The sequence below is a fragment of the Flavobacterium sp. TN-1 genome, from assembly GCF_052828645.1.
In genome coordinates, this window is record NZ_CM128253.1 from 1,918,075 (window position 1) to 1,939,949 (window position 21,875).

Consider the following 21,875-nt stretch of genomic DNA (forward strand, 5'->3'; position numbering starts at 1 on the left):
TTTTTTCTTTATTTATTTTTGTTAATAGGTTGTTTTATTTTCTTTTTACATACTTTTCAAGTATCTTAGCACCAAATCGATTTTTTATTTATGTTCGAACAAAATCAATACACCGAAGACAATATTCGTTCTCTCGACTGGAGGGAACATATCCGTATGCGTCCTGGGATGTACATTGGTAAATTGGGAGATGGGTCATCTCCTGATGATGGTATTTATATTTTAGTAAAAGAGGTTCTAGATAACTGTATCGACGAGTTTGTGATGGGGGCAGGAAGAACCATAGAAGTTACTCTTAAAGATCGTACCGTAACGGTGCGTGACTACGGACGTGGTATTCCTTTAGGGAAAGTAGTAGATGTAGTTTCTAAAATGAATACGGGAGGAAAATACGATTCAAAAGCTTTCAAAAAATCAGTTGGTTTAAATGGAGTCGGTACTAAAGCAGTAAATGCACTCTCTACTTTCTTTAGAGTAGAATCAGTACGTGATAATCAACAAAAAGCAGCCGAATTTTCTGCTGGAACACTTACCTTAGAAGAAGATGTTATAGAGACTACTAAGCGTAAAGGTACCAAAGTTAGTTTTATAGCAGATGATACGATTTTTAAAAATTATAAGTATCGTAACGAATACATTGTTAGGATGTTAAAAAACTATTGTTATCTTAATAAAGGATTGACAATAGTTTATAATGGTGAAAAATTCTTCTCTGAAAATGGATTGAAAGATTTGTTAGAGGAGACCATTACTGAAGAAGATATGCAATATCCTATCATTCACCTGACTGGTGAAGATATCGAAATTGCCATGACCCATAGTAAAACACAGTATTCGGAAGAATATTACTCGTTTGTTAATGGTCAAAATACAACTCAAGGAGGTACACACTTGGGAGCATTTCGTGAGGCTATAGTTCGTACGATAAAAGAGTTTTACAATAAAAGTTTTGAGGCATCTGATATTCGTAAATCGATAGTTTCTGCTATTTCGGTTAAAGTAGAAGAACCTGTCTTTGAATCGCAAACGAAAACCAAATTAGGTTCTACCGATATGGGACCTAATTCGCCATCTGTTCGTACTTATGTTAATGATTTCATCAAAACGAATTTAGATAACTTTTTACATAAAAATCCTGAAATTGCCGATTTATTACTTCGTAAAATTCTGCAAGCTGAACGTGAACGTAAAGAATTGTCAGGTATTCGTAAGTTGGCTAAAGAACGTGCTAAGAAAGCGAGTTTACACAATAAGAAATTGCGTGACTGTCGTGTACATCTTACCGATGCTAAAAATTCACGTAGTTTAGAGAGTACTTTGTTCATTACCGAGGGAGATTCAGCTTCGGGTTCCATAACGAAATCACGTGATGTGAATACTCAAGCGGTATTTAGTTTACGTGGAAAGCCTTTGAATACCTATGGAATGACCAAAAAGATAGTGTATGAAAATGAGGAATTCAATTTGCTTCAAGCCGCATTGAATATTGAAGAAAGCATGGAAGATTTGCGTTACAACAACATTGTAATTGCAACTGATGCCGATGTCGACGGGATGCACATCCGTTTGTTGTTAATTACCTTTTTCTTGCAGTTTTTTCCAGAAATCATCAAAGAAGGACATTTGTATATTTTGCAAACGCCTTTGTTCCGTGTGCGTAACAAGAAAGAGACGATTTATTGTTATAGCGATGAAGAACGTAGAGATGCCATTGAAAAACTAAAACCAAAACCAGAAATCACCCGATTCAAGGGATTAGGGGAGATTTCACCTGATGAGTTCAAGCATTTTATAGGGGAAGATATTCGTTTAGACCCTGTAATGTTGGACAAAGCGACTTCTATCGAAAAATTATTAGAATTCTATATGGGTAAAAATACTCCTGACCGTCAGGAGTTTATTATCAAGAATCTGAAAGTGGAGTTGGATACGGTGGAGGAGTTGACGTCGTAGCACAAAGTCACACAAAGTTTGGCACGAAGTCAAAGAAGTTTTTTAGGTTTAACTTTGAGAAATTTAGTGTTATTACTATTTATTGAGAAAAGGTCACACTGAGTCACACTAAGTTAAGCACAAAGTCAATGAAATTAAAAAACTTTGTGAAACATTGTGAAGTACTTTGAAAAACATTGTGAAACAAAAAAAATGAATATGCAAGAAGAAAACGATATCAGTAAAATAATTTTAGACTGTGCTTATAAAGTTCATACAAAATTAGGCTCAGGATTATTGGAAAAAGTATATAGAGAGTGTTTAGCTTATGAATTAGAAAAATGTGGATTAAATGTTAAACAAGAAAAAGGATTTCCAGTAGTTTATGAAGATATCAAATTTGATTGCGGATATAGAGTAGATATAATAGTAAATGATAAAGTTATTATCGAGTTAAAAGTAGTTGAAGAATTTACAATCGAACATACTGCACAATGTTTGACTTATATGCGACTAGCAGATTGTAGATTGGGATTACTTTTAAACTTTTATAAAAGATCATTAAAAGACGGAATAAAAAGATTAGTTATTTAATAACATAGTGAAGCTTTGTGCTAAACTTTGTGAGACTTAGTGAAACTCATTAATGTACAAACAATTAAACAATAAAACATCCCTCAACCCTGAAAACAATTTCTTTCAGGAGGTGATTACTATTGTTAAAAGTTCACAACAGCAGTTACTTCGTACCGTTAATCAAACTTTGGTTATGACTAATTATGAAATTGGTCGTAAAATAGTTGAAGAAGAACAAAAAGGAGAAAATAGGGCTGAATATGGAAAACAGCTACTCAAATTATTATCAGATAGGTTAACTACAGAGTTTGGAAAAGGTTTTTCAGTTGATAATTTAGAACGATTTAGGAAGTTTTATATTGTATATTCAAATTCCGCGTCACTGACTCGGATTTCTAATATTGAAATTTCCGCATCACTGATGCGGAAATCTGAAAGTTCAAAATATGAGGCTCTATCTCAGATTTTTGGTATTGATAAAAAGACGCAATCACTGACTACGGAATTTAGATTGACTTGGACACATTATGTTTTTTTAATTAGCATAGAAGATAAACTAGAACGCAATTTCTATGAAATAGAATCTATCAAACACAATTGGAGTGTTCGTGAATTAAAACGTCAATACAATTCGGCATTATTTGGAAGATTATCATTAAGCAGAGATAAAGAAGAAGTTTTAAAACTTGCCTTGGAAGGTCAAATTATCGAAAAACCAAAAGATTTAATAAAAGATCCGTATATATTAGAGTTTTTAGGATTAGCTGAAAAAGCACAGTATTCGGAAGAAGAACTAGAAACTGAAATCATAGACAAATTAGAAGCCTTTTTGATGGAATTAGGGCATGGATTTACCTTTGTGGCGCGTCAAAAAAGAATTTCATTTGATGAAAAACATTTTTATATTGACTTGTTTTTTTATAACCGAGTTTTAAAATGTTTTGTGTTAATTGATTTGAAAATTGGCGAACTCAAACATCAAGATTTAGGCCAAATGCAAATGTATGTCAATTATTACGATAGAGAAATGCGTTTGGAAGACGAAAACAAAACCATTGGAATAATTTTATGTCAAAATAAAAGCGATTTGTTAGTAGAATATTCATTGCCAGAAGAAAATGACCAAATATTCGCTAGCAAATACAAAACAGTGTTGCCAACAGTAGAAGAATTTAAAAAGATAATTTCGTAAGAATGGTTACACAAAGTCACCCTAAGTTTAGCACAAAGTCAAAGAAGTTTAAAAAACTTTGTGAAACATTGTGAAGTACTTTGAGAAACTTCGTGTAACAAAAATATGATTATGCAAGAAGAAAACGAAAATATAGAAGATTTAACCCCACAAAACGAAAACCAAGCCGAAGAAAATCCTACAGCGGAAGGACATTTTGAAGGGGAACATTTTTACGAACAAGACGAAAATCCAGAAGCTACGATTACCAAGGTTACTGGAATGTACAAGGATTGGTTCCTAGATTATGCTTCTTATGTAATCTTGGAGCGTGCAGTACCTGCCATTGAGGATGGATTCAAACCCGTGCAGCGTCGTATCATGCACTCCATGAAAGAGTTGGACGACGGGCGTTATAATAAAGTGGCCAATGTAGTAGGACATACCATGCAATACCACCCACACGGTGATGCCAGTATTGGTGATGCCATGGTGCAAATTGGTCAAAAAGACTTATTGATAGATACCCAAGGAAACTGGGGGAATATACTAACGGGAGATGGTGCTGCGGCATCCCGTTATATCGAGGCACGCTTGAGTAAATTTGCTCTAGAGGTTTTATATTCTCCTAAAATAACCGAATGGGGATTGTCGTATGATGGTCGTCGTGCAGAACCCATTAACTTGCCCGTGAAATTCCCATTGCTATTAGCACAGGGTGGGGAAGGGATTGCTGTAGGTTTATCTACTAAGATTTTACCCCATAATTTCAACGAGTTAATTGACGCTTCAATTAAAATATTAAAGGGAAAAGCATTCACACTTTATCCTGATTTTCCAACGGCTGGTATTGCTGATGTGTCCAACTATAACGATGGATTGCGAGGCGGTCGCGTACGCGTGCGTGCAAAGGTTTCGCAATTGGATAAGCAAACGTTGGTAATTACACAAATTCCTTTTTCTACTAATACAACTTCCTTGATTGATAGTATCTTGAAAGCGAATGATAAAGGGAAGATTAAAATCAAGAAAATTGAAGACAATACGGCAGCGGAAGTTGAAATATTGATTCATTTGCCACCAGGTGTTTCTCCAGATAAAACAATCGATGCGTTGTATGCTTTTACGGCATGTGAAACTTCTATTTCTCCATTGGGCTGTATTATTGAGGACAACAAACCTTTGTTTATTGGGGTTTCTGATATGCTTAGAATGTCCACGCATCGTACTGTCGATTTGTTACGTCAAGAGCTAGAAGTGCAATTAGCAGAGTTGGAAACCAAATGGCATTTTTCAACCTTAGAAAAAATATTCATACGTGAAGAAATGTACATTGACTTTAAGTTGTATAGTGATAAAGATTCGTTATATACCTATATGTACGAGCGTTTTGAACCTTTCAAAAATCTATTATTGCGTGATATAGTCGATGAGGATTTACAAAAGTTAACCCAAATTCCGATGATTCGTATCACTCGTTTCGACTCGGCTAAAGCAGATGAATTGATTGCGAAATTAGAAGATGAAATTGCACAAGTCAAGCATCATTTAGAGCATTTGACTCAGTTTGCGATAGATTTCTTTGCCCGATTGAAAGAGAAATATGGTAAAGGACGTGAGCGTAAAACTGAAATCAGAAATTTTGAGAATATTGAGGCTACAAAAGTAGTTTTACGTAATACAAAACTCTATGTAAACCGAGAAGAAGGCTTTATAGGTACTGGTTTAAAGAAAGACGAATACGTAGCGGATTGTTCCGATATTGACGATGTAATTTGTTTCTTGCGAAATGGTAAAATGATTATTACCAAAGTAGACGAGAAAAAATTCATTGGTAAAGATATTATTCATATTGCTGTTTTTGATAAAAATGATAAGCGTACCATCTATAACATGATTTACCGCGATGGGAAATCAGGACCATCGTTTATCAAGCGTTTTAATGTTTCGGGGGTAACTCGTGACAAGGAATATGATTTAACCCAAGAAAAAACAGGTTCACAAGTTTTATATTTTTCAGCCAATCCTAATGGAGAAGCAGAAACGGTTACGATTTTGTTGCGCCAAGTGGGTAGCGTGAAGAAACTGAAATGGGACGTTGATTTTGCTGAAATTATGATTAAAGGACGTGCTTCAAAAGGAAACACGGTGGCTAAATATCCGATTAAGAAAATTGAGTTAAAAGAAAGAGGTATTTCTACGTTGCGCCCGCGTAAGGTATGGTTTGACGACACAGTGCAACGTTTGAATGTAGATGGAAGAGGAGAGTTGCTAGGAGAGTTCAAACCTAGTGACCGTTTGCTAATTATCCATCAATCGGGTAAAATAAAAACGGTAGTTCCTGAGTTGACTACCCATTTTGAGGATGATATGATAGCATTAGAAAAATGGCATCCTAAAAAGCCTATTTCAGCTATTTATTATGACGGTGAAAAGGAACGTTATTTTGTAAAACGTTTCTTAATGGAAAACGAGAACAAAGAAGAATTGTTTATTTCTGAACATGAAAAATCACAGTTAGAAATTGTTTCAACCGATTGGCGTCCAGTGGCAGAAATTGTTTTTGCTAAAAAAGGAGGCGTTCAAAAAGAAAATATGACAGTTGATTTGGAACAATTTATTGCTGTAAAAGGAATAAAAGCTCTCGGAAATCAATTAACAGCTGACAAAATCAAACAGATTAGTATGCTTGAACCATTGCCGTATGAAGAGCCTATTGAAGTGCATCCCACAGAAATAGTGCGTCAAGATAACGAAAATGGTGAAGGAACCGATTTAACAGATTACAACATCACTTTAGAAGATGATGGTCAGATTACTTTGAGTTTGGACTAAAAGAAATGGGAAGTTTTAGCTTCCCATTTTTGTTTCAATACTTTTAATAACTTCAACTAATGCGGTTTTAAAATCAAACCATAGCGCATTTTCAGTACGTTTGAACCAAGTCATTTGGCGTTTGGCAAAACGACGCGTATTCATTTTAATTTGGTCAATGGCGTCTTCTAAAGAAACTTTTCCTTCAAAATAATCAAATAATTCGCGATAGCCTACAGTTTGTAAGGCGTTAAGTTCTTTGTGTGCTAAAAGAGTTTTAACTTCTTCCAACAAGCCTTGTTGCATCATCAAGTCAACTCTAAGGTTAATGCGTTCATACATCAACGTACGGTCTGCTTCTAAATCTATAATTATAGGCGTGAAGTTGCGTGGATTTTTGCGTTTGCCTAAAAAACTGGAGTAAGGTTGCCCTGACCCTATACAAACTTCTACAAAACGTTTCATACGTTGTGGGTTTTGAAGCGTTTGTGGATTTTCGCTCGCTATTTTTTGATAATAATCAGGGTCTAATTTTTTTAAATTATCTTGAAGATAGGAGATGCCTAATTCATCATATTTGCTGTTAATGGTTTCACGTACCGAAGCATCAATGTCAGGAAATTCATCAAACCCTTTTAACACGGCATCTACATACAGACCACTACCCCCCACAAGCACTTGAATGTTATTTTTTTGGAATAACTCCTCCAGCCTTGCTAAGGCTTCAACTTCATAATCACCAACTGAGTAACTTTCAAAAATGGATTTGTTTTGAATAAAATGATGTGGTGCTTGTGCTAATTCTTCCTGTGAAGGCACAGCCGTTCCGATACACATTTCCTTAAAAAACTGACGGCTATCACAAGAAATAATCTCGCAACCAAAATGATTAGCTAGTTGAATAGCCAAAGCTGTTTTGCCAATAGCTGTGGGACCTATAATGGTAATCAAATAATTTTGTGCCATTAGATTGTTTTTAATTTATCAAAATCGTTACTCGTAAGAAGTTGTACATTTTGGGTGATTTTTTCAATATCCCAATGCCACCATTGCTTTTCTAATAAAAGCTCAATAACCTCATCAGAGAAGCGTTTGCGGATTACTTGCGCGGGATTACCACCTACAATAGTGTAGGGCGCTACGTCTTTAGTAACCGTGGCGTTGGTCGCAATAATGGCGCCATCGCCTATAGTTACGCCAGCCATAATCGTGGCATTATGACCTATCCAAACATCGTTACCTATTAGGGTGTCGCCTTTTGTAGGATACGATTTACCTTCCATAGCGTCTTGCCAATCCTGTCCAAAAATAGCAAACGGATAAGCCGAAATGGCTTCCGTGAGATGATTTGCTCCATTCATAATGAATTTAACTCCTGATGCAATCATGCAAAATTTACCAATGATTAATTTATCCCCTGTAAAATCAAAATGATATTTGACGTTCTTTTTAAAATTTTCAACATCTTCAAAATCATCATAATAAGTATAATCGCCCACTATGATATTTGGATTTTGAATGATATTTTTTAAAAAACAAAGTTTGTTATATCCGTTTAATGGAAAGGGATTGTTTTTATCTGGAATATTGAACATGTTTTGAATTTAGTTTTTAGTTTACAGTAAACCGAACTTAATGTTAATATTTTACAAGCTTCAACATCTTATTTTTATTGATATAATGCTGAATAATATTACGACTGTCACGAGTGTTTTGCATCGGAACAAGGATGTTTTTTAATATTTGTAAGGTATTGATTTGATGGTTTAAATCGTAAAAACAATAGCCTTTGTAAATTCCGTTTTCAATGACCACCGCACTTCTTTCTTCTAACGTTCGACCTTTATCAACAATCACCATAGTATTATTATGGAATTGATGGTTGCTGATGAATTCATTCACACGCAAGTTGTAAGCATCAGGTGCTTCTTTTTGGATACAAGCACCAAAACATTGTTTAATGTCATACTGAAAACAGCTTTTTTTTGTATCGTATAAGCCGTTAATTTTCTGACACAATTGGTATTTTTCTGTAATTTGGAACAAGGCATTTTTGCCTTCCAGTTGACTGCTGAAAGAAGTGATTTCCTTTTTGCGACCATCAGCTTTCAACACTTTCAAGGCTAGATAGCCTTGAGTGTCCTTTTCTGCATACAGCGCCCAAGGGAAAATGGTTTTGCGTTGCGCTCTGTTATAAATGGGTTTATTTATCTTAATTTCCTCGCTTTCTTTTAAAAGTGCAATCAATTCACTGCCTGTTTCTTCAAAAGTAACAGCATAGACTTCTTTTTGTATTTTCTTGCTTTTTTTAGAAGTGCCGGTAAAATGTTGGTTGACCCTTTTTTTGATATTTTTACTTTTACCTATATAAATCAAGTCGCCTTTTTCATTATGAATATAGTAAATACCCGTTTTAGAGGGTAAAGCCTCTACAATATCCAATAATTTAGGCGCCATCCCCGATTTGATTTCGGTTTTTACAAAACTTCTGACAATATCTTTTTCAATATCTTTAGCTAAAAGAAGTTTGAATAAGCGTACAGTAGCCATAGCATCACCACTCGCACGATGCCTGTCGGCTACAGGAATGCCTAAACTACGAACCAACTTACCTAAACTATACGAGGGCAAATCAGGAAGTAATTTTTTAGATAATTCTACGGTGCAAAGCGTTTGTTTTTGAAAATCAAATCCCAATCTTCGGAATTCTGTTTTTATCACTCGATAATCAAAGGATGCATTGTGAGCCACAATAATACAACCCTCGGTGATTTCTATAATACGTTTGGCGATTTCGTAAAATTTAGGAGCACTGCGCAACATGGCGTTGTTGATGCCCGTAAGTTTAACCACAAAGGGTTGAATCGGAATTTCGGGATTAACCAAGCTGATAAATTGGTCTACGACCTCATGCCCATCAAATTTATAGATGGCAATTTCGGTAATACCCTCTTCGTTGTATTGACCGCCCGTGGTTTCTATGTCGAGTATGCAGTACAAGCCCCTAACCCCCAAAGGGGGAATATTTATAAGTTAATAATTCGTGACAAATATACATAATCTATTTCGTTCCCCCTTTTGGGGCTAGGGGGCTTTTTTTATCTAACCCCAAAAATACTACTTCCAATGCGAACCATAGTACTCCCGCAATCGATAGCCAGCTGATAATCACCACTCATTCCCATAGAAAGAGTTTGCAGATGACAATTTTTAGTTTTTACAGTTTTGTGTTTATCAAACAAAGATTTTAACTCTAAAAATTCTTTTTTTATTTGGTTTTGGTCCTCAGAAAAGGATGCCATTCCCATCAAACCAATAATTCTAATGTTTTGTAACGAATGTTCATTTTGCACTAAGTGAAGAATTTCTTCTAGTTCCGTTTCATTTAAACCAAATTTTGTTTCTTCCTCAGCGATATAAATTTGTAACAAACAATCAATTACACGGTTGTTTTTTTGTGCTTGTTTGTTGATTTCTTGCAATAATTTTAAGCTATCTACACCATGAATCAAACTCACGAAAGGCGCCATATATTTTACCTTGTTAGTCTGTACATGACCTATCATGTGCCATTGGATATCTTTTGGCATTTGCTCCCATTTTTCTGTCATTTCTTGGATTTTGTTTTCACCAAAAATGCGATGCCCAGCTTGGTAAGCTTCCATTAAGTCACTTACTGGTTTGGTCTTTGAAACTGCAACCAAGGTAACTTGTGATGGTAAAGAGGATTTTATGTTGTTGAGATTTTGTTGGATTGACATTTTAATAAGTCTTGAGTTTTAAAAATTTCTTTTCAAAAAAGTGAAATGATAAATATGAAATAAGTATCGTTAAGATAAAAACAGAAGTATAAAAAATTAATATGGAAACTGCTTCTGGTGCATAATGTGATATTTGAGTTTTTATAAAAATAAAACCAATAAGTTGAAAAACAATTGGATGATACATATAGATACCATACGAAATTTCACCAAGTTTTTTTAATATGTTAATTTCTAGTAATTTGATGGGTCTTATAGATAAAAAATAAATTGTGATTGAAAAATTAAACATGCAAATTAAATTGTAGAGGTTTTCATTCAAATTATTTTTAAAAATATCTGTAAAAAAAATGAGTATAGTTATGAAAAATGAAATTAAAGAAGTGGTGCGTCCTATATTGTTTTTTTTCTTAATTGACAAATAGGCTATTATGCCACTGAATGAAAAGAAATAAAAATACATTCCATATTTTAATAATATTGTGTTAATCATACTGAAGTGTGCCAAATAAAAATAAAATATGGTAAACAATATTAGAAAAATGAAGATGTTTTTTGCCTTTAAATAGTAGACAATTGGTGCGATAAATAAATAAAACTGTTCTTCTATTCCTATAGACCAAAGTATTTCAATGATTCCTCCTGGTTTATAAGTTGCTAAAATATTAGGGAAGAGTGTTAAGCCTAATGATAATCCAATGCCTAAGCTATAACCAGAATTTGGAATATAACCGAATTTAGGTGCAATTAAATGATAAAATAAAAGACCTATAAAAAAAACAATGTAATAAAGTGGAAAAATTCTTAAAACTCTTCTTAAATAAAATTTTTTTAGATTGATTTTGTTAATACTTTTTTCTAAGAATAAATTTCTAATTATTAAAAAACCACTTAATGAGAAAAATGCATAAACAGCTTCTGTTCCTCTAAAAAACAATGGGAGATTATTGAAATGAGGAAAGTTTCTGTTGATGCAGTATTCCGGAAGATGGAATAAAACTACAAATGATGCTAAAAAAAAGCGAAGAGATGTTAAATTTGGTAAACGATTCATTTTTTATGCATAGTTACAATTCATACACCAACAACCCACTTCTAAACTTCGGTTCAATATAGGTTGATTTAGGAGGCATAATCAGGTTATTATCAGCTAGTAACTTAATTTCATGAATGTCCGATGGGTACAACATAAAACCTACTTCAAAAGTGCCTTCGTCTATCAATTCCTTCATGTGCAATATAGCTTGTTTGCCAGGAATATAATCAATGCGTTCGTCGTTGCGAAGGTCGCCAATGCCTAAAATAGGTTGGAGCACATAGTCGTACAAAATTTGCGCATCTAGGTTTTTTAAAATTTGATTATTCGTACTATTGTTGTCATTTTTCTTGTATTCTAAAGCATAAAAACGACCGTCTAAATACATCCCAAATTCATATTTGCGTTTGGGTTGGTAGAGTTCACTTTTTTTGTCTTTAATGATGAAATTTTCTGCCAAAAGCTTGATGAATTCTTCCTTAGTATGTCCATTGAGGTCATGAATTACACGGTTAAATTCATAAATTTTGACATTGCTTTCCGCAATTAAAAAACTCATAAAATAATTCAAATTCGGATTGCCAGTTGTTTTGTCTTGCTCGTATAGCATTTCCGCCGATGCTGAGCGATGGTGTCCGTCTGCAATGTATAAATTAGGAATCGATTCGAAATGTTCTATCAAAAGATTGATTTCTGTTTCCGTATCGATTTTCCAAAGCGTGTGTTTTTCCTTGTTAGGCGTAGCAAATTCATAAATAGGTCTGTTCTTTTTATGAATCGCAATAAAAGTGTTGATTTCAGTACTGTCTGGATAAGTAATCAACACGGGTTCAGTATTAAATCCCGTTTGATGTAAATAATCTTTGAACAATTCCACGCGGTATTGTAGGGTGTCTTCGTGTTTTTTGATGTGATTATTTTGATAATCCTCAATGGAAGTTCCAGCTACGATACCAGTAAAAGTATTTGTTTTGGTTTGGATTTCGTATAAGTAAAACATTGGTTTTTCTTCCTGAAATAGGATGTTTTCTTTTTTGAAATCGTTGTATTTATGAGTAACTCCTCTAAAACGTTTGTCCGCCGTAATTTTTTGCGAATGCGTGTAAGCAGGATGAATAACATGCAAAAACGAATAAGGATTAAAATCCAACCAAGCAGCTAATTCTGCTGCGGAATATTCATCATAGGTTCTACACGTCACTAACGCTACTTTATCATGCGTGGGGCGAACTGCTTTAAAAGGGATAATTTTGCTCATTTTTTTGAGTGATTCGTGAAAAGTGAATAGTAATTAGCTCGTTTTGCTACTACTATTCACTAATTACTTTTTGCTATTTACTAAATTGAGATGAAACTTTCTCTGCTTTTTTACTTTCTGAGTAATCGTAGAAACCTTCCCCAGATTTCACACCTAATTTACCTGCCATAACCATATTAACTAATAAAGGACATGGAGCATATTTCGGGTTTTTGAAACCATCGTACATTACGTTTAAGATGGACAAACATACATCAAGACCAATAAAATCGGCTAATTGTAAGGGGCCCATTGGGTGTGCCATACCTAATTTCATAACCGTGTCAATTTCATACACACCACCTACACCATTGTATAAAGTTTCGATAGCTTCGTTAATCATTGGCATTAAGATACGATTTGCCACAAATCCAGGGTAATCGTTTACTTCGGTAGGTGTTTTACCTAATTTAACCGATAAATCCATGATGATTTTAGTTACTTCGTCAGAAGTGTTGTAACCACGAATAATTTCAACTAATTTCATGATAGGCACAGGATTCATAAAGTGCATACCTATCACACGTTCTGGATGTACTACGTTGGCAGCAATTTGTGTAATAGAAATAGAAGAAGTATTTGTTGCTAAAATGGTGTTATGGTCGCAAACTTCGCTTAATTGTTTGAAAATGTTGAATTTTAATTGCACATTTTCGGTAGCAGCTTCTACAACTAAATCGCAACCTACCACACCGTCTTTAATGTCTGTGTACGTGATAATGTTGCATATTGTTTTATGTTTATCTTCTTCTGTAATAGAACCTTTAGCCACCATACGGTCTAGGTTGTTAGCAATAGTTGCCATCCCTTTTTCTAACGATTTTTCAGAAATGTCAATCAATTTTACGGTAAATCCGCTTTGTGCAAAAGTATGAGCAATTCCGTTGCCCATAGTACCCGCACCTATAACTGCAATGTGTTTCATAGTTAGCCCCTAATCCCGCCATGGCGGATTCCTACTAGGGGTGAGTAGGGATTAATGGTTTGGTTTATTATTGAATTCTTTTTTTATTTCATTTAACAACTGCTCTTCCGAAGGTAAAATCAACTCATATTGACTAGCAAGTATTGTTTTGTTTTCTTCGGGCAAAGAAAATTTTACGACGGCATTGTTTTTATCGGCACACAAAAGTACACCAATTGTTGGTTTTTCATGAGGTAATTTTTCTACTCGGTCAAAATAGTTGACATACATTTGCAGTTGTCCTAAGTCTTCGTGAGTGAGCTTGTGTGTTTTGATTTCGAAGATAACAAAACTCTGTAATATGCGATTGTAGAAGACTAAATCCACAAAGAAATCATCGCCTTCTAAATGAATTCTCTTTTGTCGCGCCACAAATGAAAAACCGTTGCCTAATTCCAATAAAAAATCTTGAAGATGTGTAATAATAGCTTGTTCTAAATCTTTCTCATAATAAGCACTTTCTCTTTTTAATCCTAAAAACTCTAGTACCATAGGGTCTTTGATAATTTCATTAGGATGGGTAGGAAGCACTTCATTGCGAGCTACGGCCAATACACTTTCTTTGTCATTACTTAGAAGTAGTCGTTCGTACAATTGGCTATTGATTTGACGTTCCATTTGTCGTACGGACCAATTGTTTTTAGCAGTTTCGGCTATGTAATATTCTCTTTTGTCTTCATTGTCAATGCGAATTAGCGTTCGATAATGCGTCCAACTCAATTGTGTACGCAGTGAGTTCACAATTGGAAAAGTTCTATAAAATTGTCTATACCAATAGAGGTTTCGATATGAAAACCCACTTCCAAACTCAGGTTGTAATTGTTCCGAAAGATATTTTATCAAATACTCTCCGTAATCAGCTCTATCTTTTCCTTGTTGTTCTTCGTTGAAAATCCGCTCGCCTATATGCCAATATAATAAGGTGCGCTGATAATCTACAGCCTTTATGGCTGAGGTTCGCGCATTTGATATTAAAGATTTAATATCGCTTATTATCGTTGGATTGGAGAGCATTTTTATTTTTTAAAAAAGTATAAAGTAATTACTTTTCAATACACTCAATAATCTGATACGCCACACGTAAGGCTTCCGTGCCATCTTCCAGTGTAACCACAGGTGTCGCATCTTGATTAATCGCATCGGCAAAAGACTCTAATTCGTCTAGGATAGCGTTGTTCAAATGTACATCAGGGTTGTCAAAATAAATTTGTTTTTTAACTCCTTCAGCATTTTGAAGTATCATGTCAAAATCACCAGGTGTTTCAGGCGCATCTTTCATACGAACTACTTCGCACACTTTGTCTAAATAATCCACCGAGATATAGGCATCTTTTTGGAAAAAACGCGATTTGCGCATGTTTTTCATCGAAATACGACTTGAAGTAATATTGGCCACACAACCATTTTCAAATTCGATACGAGCATTCGTAATATCAGGAGAGTCAGAAATAACCGCCACACTACTAGCATTAATCGACTTTACTTTTGATTTTACAACGCTTAAAATCGCATCTATATCGTGAATCATCAAGTCTAAAACCACAGGAACATCTGTACCACGGGGGTTAAATTCAGCCAAGCGATGGGTTTCTATAAACATCGGGTTGCTGATTTTGTCTTTAACCGCCATAAAAGCTGGATTAAAACGCTCTACGTGTCCTACTTGTCCTTTTACGTTGTGTTTTTTAGCCAAAGCAATGATGGCTTCCGCTTCTTCAACCGTGGTCGCTATAGGTTTTTCTATAAAAATATGTTTACCCGCTTCGATTGCTTGTTGAGCACATTCAAAATGTTGTAGCGTAGGGGTTACGATGTCCACCACGTCAACAGCATTAATTAATTCGGTAATAGAATCAAATTTTTTATAACCAAATTCTTGCGCTACTTTGGTCGCATTATCTTCAAAAGGGTCGAAGAAACCTATTAATTCGTATTTTTCAGATTGATTAAGTAATCGCAAATGTATTTTTCCAAGGTGACCAGCACCTAAAACGCCTACTTTAAGCATAATTAAGAATTTGAACAAATGTAAATCATTTATTCGATTTATTCAAAAATCAATGTAAATCTAAGTTGTAAAAAGCACCTTTATTTTTACGACTTTCTAGCGAATGTTTTACAATTAAATAAGCGGTGGCATTAATGTTTCGTAGTTCACATATCTGAGGCGAAAGGGTTACTTTTTTAAATAATTTTTCAGTGTCTTCGTATAAGTAATGCAAGTGATCTAATGCTCTTTCTAAACGCTGATTTGAACGTACAATACCTACTAGATCGTTCATAATATTTTGAACTGACTTTTTGTTATGTGAAATAAGTATTAGTTCTTTTGGAGCTACTGTTCCCTCAGAGTTCCATTGAGGTATTTCGGGTAAATGCGTTTTTAAATGGTTGTGATTTGTTATTATATCTTTTGCTATAATATGGCCAAAAACTAAGGCCTCTAAAAGTGAGTTAGAGGCGAGTCTATTTGCCCCATGAAGCCCTGTGTTTGCTACTTCGCCATTAGCATATAGATTATGGATAGAGGTGTGTCCTAGCTTATTTACCTTTACGCCACCACACATATAGTGCATAGCGGGTAGTACTGGTATATAATTTTTAGAAACATCTATGCCTATATTTTGGCATTTTTTAACAATATTAGGGAAATGATTATAGAAGTTTTGCTGATCTAAATGAGTACAGTCTAGGTATACACATTCGTTTCCAGAGATGTTGATTTCCATGTTAATAGCACGTGATACAATATCTCGAGAAGCTAGTTCGGCTCTTTGATCATACCGAAGCATAAAGCGTTCGTTAGATTGATTGCGCAAATAAGCCCCAAAGCCTCTTACGGCTTCAGATATTAAGAAAGCAGGGCTTTTGCCTGGTTCATACAATGCTGTAGGGTGAAATTGTATGTATTGCATGTCCTCAATAACGGCTTTGGCCCTAAAGGCCATACCTATTCCGTCGCCTGTTGCAATGATGGGATTTGTAGTCGTGGCATAAGTTTGTCCTGATCCTCCTGTTGCTAAAATGGTTTTATAAGCTAAATAGGTGTTAATACTACTTGTTTTTTCGTTTAAAATATAGGCACCATAGCAGTGAATGTTTTCTTGTCCTACTTCAATTTTTATATTTGTAAAATGATGTTCGGTAATTAATTCGATGGCAAAATGATGGGAAAGAAATTCAATATTTGGTAAGTTATCTATTTGTTTTAATAATGTTGTTTGAATTTCATATCCTGTTATGTCCTTATGATGTAAAATTCTATTTACAGAATGGCCTCCTTCTTTACCTAAATCATATTGATTATTTCTATTCAAATCAAATTCGGCTCCCCACTGTATTAGTTCCTGTAAGCGATTAGGGGCGTTTTCTATTACAAGTTTTACAGTATTTAAATCGTTTTCGTAATCGCCTGCTTTTAAAGTATCTTCTATATGACTTTCAAAAGTATCTTCTTGGTCCCAAACAGCTGCTATGCCGCCTTGTGCATATTTAGTGTTTGATTCTTCTTTAGTATCTTTGGTAGCTATAGTTATTTTTTTATTAGGTAAAGCTTTTGCTAGCTTAATAGCTGTTGAGAGACCAGCTACTCCTGAGCCTAAAATTAAAAAGTCGGTTTTAAAGATACTCATTATTTAGAAATTTCTAACATGGCATTAATTGATTTTATGGCTTTTTTTTGTAAGTTTTCTTCTATTTCTATGTTTGGTAATTCATGTTTCATACATAAGTAGAGTTTTTCTAGGGTGTTTAGTTTCATAAAAGCACATTCGCTACAATTACAATTAGCTTCATTAACAGGAGCGGCAATAAAATTTTTGTTAGGAACTTCTTGTTTCATTTTATGAAGAATACCTACTTCGGTAGCCACGATAAATGTATTGGCATTAGATGTTTTTACATAATTTAATAAACCAGCAGTAGAACCAATATATTTTGCTACTTTTAAAATATGAGCTTGAGATTCAGGATGTGCAATAATTTCGGCATTGGGATTTTCTTTATATAATTCTAGGATTTTGTCAATAGAAAAAGCTTCGTGTACTAAGCAAGCTCCATCCCAAAGGAGCATATCACGTCCTGTTTTTTTTATTAAATAAGCTCCTAAATTTTTATCGGGGGCAAATAGTATAGGTTTGTCAAGCGGAATGGCGTTAATTATTTTTTCGGCATTTGATGAGGTACATACAATATCTGTTAAAGCTTTAATACTTGCCGAAGTGTTTACATAGGAAACTACAACATGATTAGGGTGTTGTTTTACAAACGATTCAAAATCAGGAGTAGGACAAGAATCGGCTAGGGAACAACCAGCTTTTAAATCGGGTAAAACCACTTTTTTTGTAGGATTTAAAATTTTAGCTGTTTCTGCCATGAAGTGAACCCCTGCAAAAACAATTAGATCGGCTGTTGTTTGCGCAGCTTGCTGAGCTAATGAGAGGCTGTCACCTACAAAATCGGCAATATCTTGAATTTCAGGACGTTGGTAGTAGTGAGCTAAGATGATAGCATTTTTTTCTTTACGTAATGTATTAATTTCTTCAATGTAATTAATATTTTGTTTCTCTAGCTTTAAATAACCATTTTTAATTAAATTTTTTCTGGCAATTTCTAAATCGTTCATACCTAAAAAGTTTGGACAAAACTAGGGAGTAGATCAAAATTAAAATATGATAATTGTTAGTTTAATTAGAAAAAGAGGTTTTGTTAAATGTGATTTTTGTCTTAATTTTACCCGAGAATTATGAGAGATTTACCCAAACATCAAGGACTTAGAAATCAGTTAGTAAGCCTTTTAGAGCAAAAAGGAATTACGGATCGAAATGTATTAGAGGCTATTAGGAAAATTCCAAGGCACCTGTTTTTAAACTCTGGTTTTGAAGATTTTGCTTATCAAGATAAGGCTTTTCCTATTGGAGCAGGTCAAACGATTTCGCAACCATACACGGTGGCTTTTCAATCCGAGCTTTTGCAGGTTAAAAAACATGATAAAATATTAGAAATAGGTACAGGAAGTGGTTATCAAACTGCTGTTTTGTGTGCCATGGGAGCTAAAGTCTATTCCGTAGAAAGACAAAATGAATTGTATAGAACTACTTCCTTGTTATTGCCTAAGCTAGGTATACTACCCAAGCATCTGACCTTTGGAGATGGTTATAAGGGTTTGCCTAATTTTGCACCATTTGATGGGATTATTGTTACGGCAGGTGCTCCTTTTATTCCACAACCCTTGATGGCACAGTTAAAAATAGGAGGGCGACTAATTATACCAGTAGGAGAAAATGTTCAGATCATGACCATGTTAATTCGTAAAAATGAAACCCAGTTTGAAAAACATGAGTTTGGCGATTTTCGATTTGTACCACTGCTAGAAGATAAAAACTAAGCCTATAAATTACTTATAGGCTTTTTTAATTCTATCTAAATCACGCTTGTTGTCACGATCTTTTATAGTTTCTCGTTTGTCATAATTTTTCTTACCTCTACATAAAGCAATGTCTAATTTTGCAAGTCCTTTTTCGTTTGTAAACAAGCGCAAAGGGATAATGGTTAAACCTTTGTTTTGAACGTCCTTTAAAAGTCCTTTTAATTCTTTTTTGTTTAAAAGAAGTTTTCGTTCACTTTTAGCTCTATGGTTATAATGTGTTCCAAAAGCATATTCTTCTATAGTAGAGTTAATGACAAATAATTCACTTTCATTAAACTCACAAAAGCTTTCAGCAATTGAAGCTTTTCCTAATCGAATAGATTTTATTTCAGTGCCAGTTAATACGATTCCAGCCGTGTATTTATCAATTATTTCGTAATCAAACTTAGCTCTTTTATTTAGTATGTTGATTGTTTTTTGCATAGGACTGCAAATTTATAAAAATTATTATGTATTAAAATGAATTTATAAGTATGAGTAATTATTTTTTTTAATTTTTAAATTATTATATTCGTAATTCAAACCAAAAAAAAATACTGAAAATGAAAAAAAAGTTAATTAAAATTTATTTTTTATCTGTAATATCTTTTACTTCTTGTGTTAATGATGATTCTTCTTCTAAAGAAGAGAGTGTTGTAATCGCTCAAAATCAAAAAGAACCTTTGTCAAATAAAGAAATAAATGATAAGGTTCTTTTTCGTGTAAAAACAGGCGAACAGTTTAACTGGAATATGGCTACAGCACATGAAGTTTGGAGTGCAATTCAAAATGGAAATAAAATCTGTACCATAGGTTTTGGGAACAATAAAAATGAATTTGATAGAAAAAAAACAGTAAACCAAGCAGAATTACAAAATCAATTACTCAAAATTATAGCCAAGTATGAAGAAAAAGAAATAGGGAAAATATTACTAAAAGAAGATCCTTATCTTAATCTTGTAGATGTTTATATTGAAAAGCAAGAAACCATCATAGCTCTAAAAAGATTGGGATATGTACGTTATGTTGAACCAGGAGATTTTAAAATAGAACCAGGATCAGATCCTACAAGTAAAGATTCTTCATCTTCGTCTGGATGTGGACTAGAGAGCGAAACAATTAGTTCAGGAGATTTTACAACAATTACACCTAATGCCAAAGTTCCTTGGGCATTTTATAATCACAATATACCTTCTGCATGGGGATACTCTACAGGTAGAGGAATTACGTTAGCTATTGTAGATACAGGAGCTTCTACTGTTAATTCATTACTTAATGCAAATTTCAATAATGGAGATTCTTCAGGAAGAACAATTCAAAAATATGGCGTTTATGTAGATTCTATTTGGCCTTGGTCCACAGGATATGATGGAGCAAACGATAAATGTGGTCATGGTACAAGTATGTCCTCTGTGGCAGCCTCTCCTAGAAACGATAAAGGACAACCCGTTGGAGTGGCATATAACTGTAACTTAATTACCTATAGAGCTGCTTCAAATGTTGTGCTAGATGGTTATCAAGAATTAGAAGGTGTTAAAAAAGCCTTTACGGATCTAGGAAATAATCCATCTGTTCGTGTTATATCTATGTCAATGGGGAATATTATTTCTTCTAGTAAAATTGAAGACGGTATTAAATATGCTTATAGTAAAGGAAAATTAATTTTTTGTGCAGCTGGAACCTCTACTAATTTTACCTCATCAGTTGGAGTTATTTTTCCAGCATGGATGCCTGAAACCGTTGCTGTTACTGGTTTAAGAGAGGCAAATGGTTATGAAGCATGTGATATTTGTCATACAGGAAATAAAGTTGAATTTGCTATTATGATGCAAAGAAACAATACAGGAAATAAAATACCCGTAAATAGTTATTATGAAGGACAAAGTGATTATGTAGGAGGCTCCTCTGTAGCTACAGCAACAACGGCTGGTATAGCAACCTTAATATGGGCTAAAAATCCTACTTGGACGAGGGATCAGGTTTTAAATAAGTTACGCCAATCTTCCGAATTTTATGGAAAGAAACATCCTGAATTTGGTTACGGTATGCCAGATGCTTTAAAAGCAGTTCAATAATAAATAGTACTTATCAAAGAGGTTGTCCGAAAAGGGAGCAATCTTTCGTTTCGACCAAAGGGAGGCTCGAATGAAGTGAGCAGGTGGAGCAAATCACATAACGCTGATAACGTCACTTCGGCGATAGAAAAAGTGACAGACTAGACGTTGTGTTTTGACTTTTCAGACACCCTCTTTGTTTGTATAAGTTTTAATAAAATTGGTTCTCCTAAAAGTAAAAACAGTAACTTCGCAAGTTCTATTTTTATTGTAAGAAAATGGCAAAAATTATTATACTCACTCCTATGGAGATTGAAAAGGAGAAAGTAGAAACGGCATTATCGCAATTCTCTAACTTAACACATTCTTATCACATTGTTGTTTCTGGAATAGGAAGAGAGAGTACCGCAAAGACCCTAATGAATTTACCAGCCCATGATCTTTGTGTATTAATGGGCTTTGCAGCAGTTGTAGGAAAAGAAAGCGAACTACCTGCTTATCTTGCTATGGGGAAACCTATCGAGATTACTAATGCCTCTTTGTATGGATACGAAGGAGGATTGTTTGAAAATGGAAAACCCATAGCGGTCAATCCTCAAACAAATTTACCGTGTTTGCATTCACTAACTTCAGATAAATTTGTTAGAACGACTAATCTAGCCGTTCAAACAGTGGTAAATATGGAGGATTACACTTTTATGTATTTAAAAAAGCCGCAGGATTTTATCATTCGAATTATCTCAGATTTTTTACCTCACGAAACCGAAATCGATTTTTTTGAAGAAGTAAAAGGAATACAATTTCTAGAAGCTGTAATGGAATTAGAAAAAATATGATAGTTACCTAAGGTCAAAATCATCAGG

General features: G+C 34.3%; 19 protein-coding genes. 7 read left to right on the top strand and 12 right to left on the bottom strand.

Annotated elements, in window-relative coordinates:
* The first annotated feature begins 90 nt into the window (after positions 1-90).
* From ACUXZJ_RS08350 to ACUXZJ_RS08365, 4 genes are all read left to right on the top strand, one after another.
* Complete coding sequence (locus ACUXZJ_RS08350; protein ID WP_060381708.1) at positions 91-1,953, top strand: DNA topoisomerase IV subunit B; 1,863 nt, start codon at positions 91-93, stop codon at positions 1,951-1,953.
* A gap of 192 nt (positions 1,954-2,145) precedes the next feature.
* Complete coding sequence (locus tag ACUXZJ_RS08355; protein WP_060381709.1) at positions 2,146-2,526, top strand: GxxExxY protein; 381 nt, start codon at positions 2,146-2,148, stop codon at positions 2,524-2,526.
* Positions 2,527-2,578: 52 nt separating this feature from the next.
* Complete coding sequence (locus ACUXZJ_RS08360) at positions 2,579-3,700, top strand: PDDEXK nuclease domain-containing protein (protein ID WP_446194684.1); 1,122 nt, start codon at positions 2,579-2,581, stop codon at positions 3,698-3,700.
* Between the two features lie 111 nt (positions 3,701-3,811).
* The gene (locus tag ACUXZJ_RS08365; protein WP_446196284.1) at positions 3,812-6,514 is read left to right on the top strand and encodes a DNA gyrase/topoisomerase IV subunit A; all 2,703 of its coding nucleotides are present in this window, start codon (positions 3,812-3,814) and stop codon (positions 6,512-6,514) included.
* Positions 6,515-6,529: 15 nt separating this feature from the next.
* On the opposite strand, the gene miaA is transcribed toward ACUXZJ_RS08365, so the two are convergent.
* The 11 genes from miaA to nadA all read right to left on the bottom strand — a co-directional run bounded on the left by miaA (position 6,530) and on the right by nadA (position 18,175).
* A complete protein-coding gene (gene miaA, locus ACUXZJ_RS08370) occupies positions 6,530-7,459 on the bottom strand; it encodes a tRNA (adenosine(37)-N6)-dimethylallyltransferase MiaA (RefSeq protein ID WP_063744130.1) in 930 nt (309 codons plus the stop codon).
* Positions 7,459-8,088, bottom strand: a complete 630-nt coding sequence (locus tag ACUXZJ_RS08375) for a CatB-related O-acetyltransferase (protein WP_063744129.1) — start codon at positions 8,086-8,088, stop codon at positions 7,459-7,461. Before ACUXZJ_RS08375 ends, miaA begins: the two co-directional genes overlap by 1 nt.
* Before the next feature lie 43 nt (positions 8,089-8,131).
* Positions 8,132-9,493 (bottom strand): exonuclease domain-containing protein, encoded by a 1,362-nt coding sequence (locus tag ACUXZJ_RS08380; RefSeq protein WP_063744207.1) that lies wholly within the window; start codon positions 9,491-9,493, stop codon positions 8,132-8,134.
* Positions 9,494-9,591: 98 nt separating this feature from the next.
* The gene (locus tag ACUXZJ_RS08385; RefSeq protein ID WP_063744128.1) at positions 9,592-10,254 is read right to left on the bottom strand and encodes a YggS family pyridoxal phosphate-dependent enzyme; all 663 of its coding nucleotides are present in this window, start codon (positions 10,252-10,254) and stop codon (positions 9,592-9,594) included.
* Between the two features lies 1 nt (position 10,255).
* Positions 10,256-11,308 carry an acyltransferase family protein gene (locus ACUXZJ_RS08390; RefSeq protein WP_063744127.1) on the bottom strand — a complete coding sequence of 351 codons (1,053 nt, stop codon included), beginning with the start codon at positions 11,306-11,308 and terminating at the stop codon, positions 10,256-10,258.
* A 13-nt stretch (positions 11,309-11,321) separates the two neighbouring features.
* A complete protein-coding gene (locus ACUXZJ_RS08395; protein WP_063744126.1) occupies positions 11,322-12,548 on the bottom strand; it encodes a DUF1015 domain-containing protein in 1,227 nt (408 codons plus the stop codon).
* 73 nt (positions 12,549-12,621) lie between these two features.
* Positions 12,622-13,512 carry a 3-hydroxyacyl-CoA dehydrogenase family protein gene (locus ACUXZJ_RS08400; protein WP_063744125.1) on the bottom strand — a complete coding sequence of 297 codons (891 nt, stop codon included), beginning with the start codon at positions 13,510-13,512 and terminating at the stop codon, positions 12,622-12,624.
* Between the two features lie 51 nt (positions 13,513-13,563).
* The gene (locus ACUXZJ_RS08405; protein WP_063744124.1) at positions 13,564-14,565 is read right to left on the bottom strand and encodes a PDDEXK nuclease domain-containing protein; all 1,002 of its coding nucleotides are present in this window, start codon (positions 14,563-14,565) and stop codon (positions 13,564-13,566) included.
* Positions 14,566-14,593: 28 nt separating this feature from the next.
* On the bottom strand, positions 14,594-15,559 hold the full coding sequence (locus ACUXZJ_RS08410) for a Gfo/Idh/MocA family protein (protein ID WP_063744123.1): 966 nt from the start codon (positions 15,557-15,559) through the stop codon (positions 14,594-14,596).
* A gap of 49 nt (positions 15,560-15,608) precedes the next feature.
* The gene (nadB, locus tag ACUXZJ_RS08415; RefSeq protein ID WP_081248785.1) at positions 15,609-17,183 is read right to left on the bottom strand and encodes an L-aspartate oxidase; all 1,575 of its coding nucleotides are present in this window, start codon (positions 17,181-17,183) and stop codon (positions 15,609-15,611) included.
* Positions 17,183-18,175 carry a quinolinate synthase NadA gene (gene nadA, locus ACUXZJ_RS08420; protein WP_060381720.1) on the bottom strand — a complete coding sequence of 331 codons (993 nt, stop codon included), beginning with the start codon at positions 18,173-18,175 and terminating at the stop codon, positions 17,183-17,185. Before nadA ends, nadB begins: the two co-directional genes overlap by 1 nt.
* 120 nt (positions 18,176-18,295) lie before the next feature.
* Between nadA and ACUXZJ_RS08425 the strand changes: the two genes are divergently transcribed.
* Complete coding sequence (locus ACUXZJ_RS08425) at positions 18,296-18,937, top strand: protein-L-isoaspartate(D-aspartate) O-methyltransferase (RefSeq protein WP_060381721.1); 642 nt, start codon at positions 18,296-18,298, stop codon at positions 18,935-18,937.
* Positions 18,938-18,946: 9 nt separating this feature from the next.
* Here the strand turns inward: ACUXZJ_RS08425 and smpB are convergent, their stop codons facing one another.
* Entirely contained in the window at positions 18,947-19,402 is a 456-nt protein-coding gene (smpB, locus tag ACUXZJ_RS08430; protein WP_060381722.1) for an SsrA-binding protein SmpB, read from the bottom strand.
* Between the two features lie 119 nt (positions 19,403-19,521).
* Between smpB and ACUXZJ_RS08435 the strand changes: the two genes are divergently transcribed.
* Together ACUXZJ_RS08435 and ACUXZJ_RS08440 are read left to right on the top strand one after the other, a co-directional pair.
* On the top strand, positions 19,522-21,033 hold the full coding sequence (locus tag ACUXZJ_RS08435; RefSeq protein ID WP_060381723.1) for a S8 family peptidase: 1,512 nt from the start codon (positions 19,522-19,524) through the stop codon (positions 21,031-21,033).
* Positions 21,034-21,290: 257 nt separating this feature from the next.
* Positions 21,291-21,848 carry a hypothetical protein gene (locus ACUXZJ_RS08440; protein WP_060381724.1) on the top strand — a complete coding sequence of 186 codons (558 nt, stop codon included), beginning with the start codon at positions 21,291-21,293 and terminating at the stop codon, positions 21,846-21,848.
* Positions 21,849-21,875 lie beyond the last annotated feature (27 nt).

Coding starts and splice junctions, on each gene's coding strand:
- ACUXZJ_RS08350 (WP_060381708.1), top strand. CDS start 91: ATGTTCGAACAAAATCAATACACCGAAGACAATATTCGTTCTCTCGAC.
- ACUXZJ_RS08355 (WP_060381709.1), top strand. CDS start 2,146: ATGAATATGCAAGAAGAAAACGATATCAGTAAAATAATTTTAGACTGT.
- ACUXZJ_RS08360 (WP_446194684.1), top strand. CDS start 2,579: ATGTACAAACAATTAAACAATAAAACATCCCTCAACCCTGAAAACAAT.
- ACUXZJ_RS08365 (WP_446196284.1), top strand. CDS start 3,812: ATGCAAGAAGAAAACGAAAATATAGAAGATTTAACCCCACAAAACGAA.
- miaA (WP_063744130.1), bottom strand. CDS start 7,459: ATGGCACAAAATTATTTGATTACCATTATAGGTCCCACAGCTATTGGC.
- ACUXZJ_RS08375 (WP_063744129.1), bottom strand. CDS start 8,088: ATGTTCAATATTCCAGATAAAAACAATCCCTTTCCATTAAACGGATAT.
- ACUXZJ_RS08385 (WP_063744128.1), bottom strand. CDS start 10,254: ATGTCAATCCAACAAAATCTCAACAACATAAAATCCTCTTTACCATCA.
- ACUXZJ_RS08390 (WP_063744127.1), bottom strand. CDS start 11,308: ATGAATCGTTTACCAAATTTAACATCTCTTCGCTTTTTTTTAGCATCA.
- ACUXZJ_RS08395 (WP_063744126.1), bottom strand. CDS start 12,548: ATGAGCAAAATTATCCCTTTTAAAGCAGTTCGCCCCACGCATGATAAA.
- ACUXZJ_RS08400 (WP_063744125.1), bottom strand. CDS start 13,512: ATGAAACACATTGCAGTTATAGGTGCGGGTACTATGGGCAACGGAATT.
- ACUXZJ_RS08405 (WP_063744124.1), bottom strand. CDS start 14,565: ATGCTCTCCAATCCAACGATAATAAGCGATATTAAATCTTTAATATCA.
- ACUXZJ_RS08410 (WP_063744123.1), bottom strand. CDS start 15,559: ATGCTTAAAGTAGGCGTTTTAGGTGCTGGTCACCTTGGAAAAATACAT.
- nadB (WP_081248785.1), bottom strand. CDS start 17,183: ATGAGTATCTTTAAAACCGACTTTTTAATTTTAGGCTCAGGAGTAGCT.
- nadA (WP_060381720.1), bottom strand. CDS start 18,175: ATGAACGATTTAGAAATTGCCAGAAAAAATTTAATTAAAAATGGTTAT.
- ACUXZJ_RS08425 (WP_060381721.1), top strand. CDS start 18,296: ATGAGAGATTTACCCAAACATCAAGGACTTAGAAATCAGTTAGTAAGC.
- smpB (WP_060381722.1), bottom strand. CDS start 19,402: ATGCAAAAAACAATCAACATACTAAATAAAAGAGCTAAGTTTGATTAC.
- ACUXZJ_RS08435 (WP_060381723.1), top strand. CDS start 19,522: ATGAAAAAAAAGTTAATTAAAATTTATTTTTTATCTGTAATATCTTTT.
- ACUXZJ_RS08440 (WP_060381724.1), top strand. CDS start 21,291: ATGGCAAAAATTATTATACTCACTCCTATGGAGATTGAAAAGGAGAAA.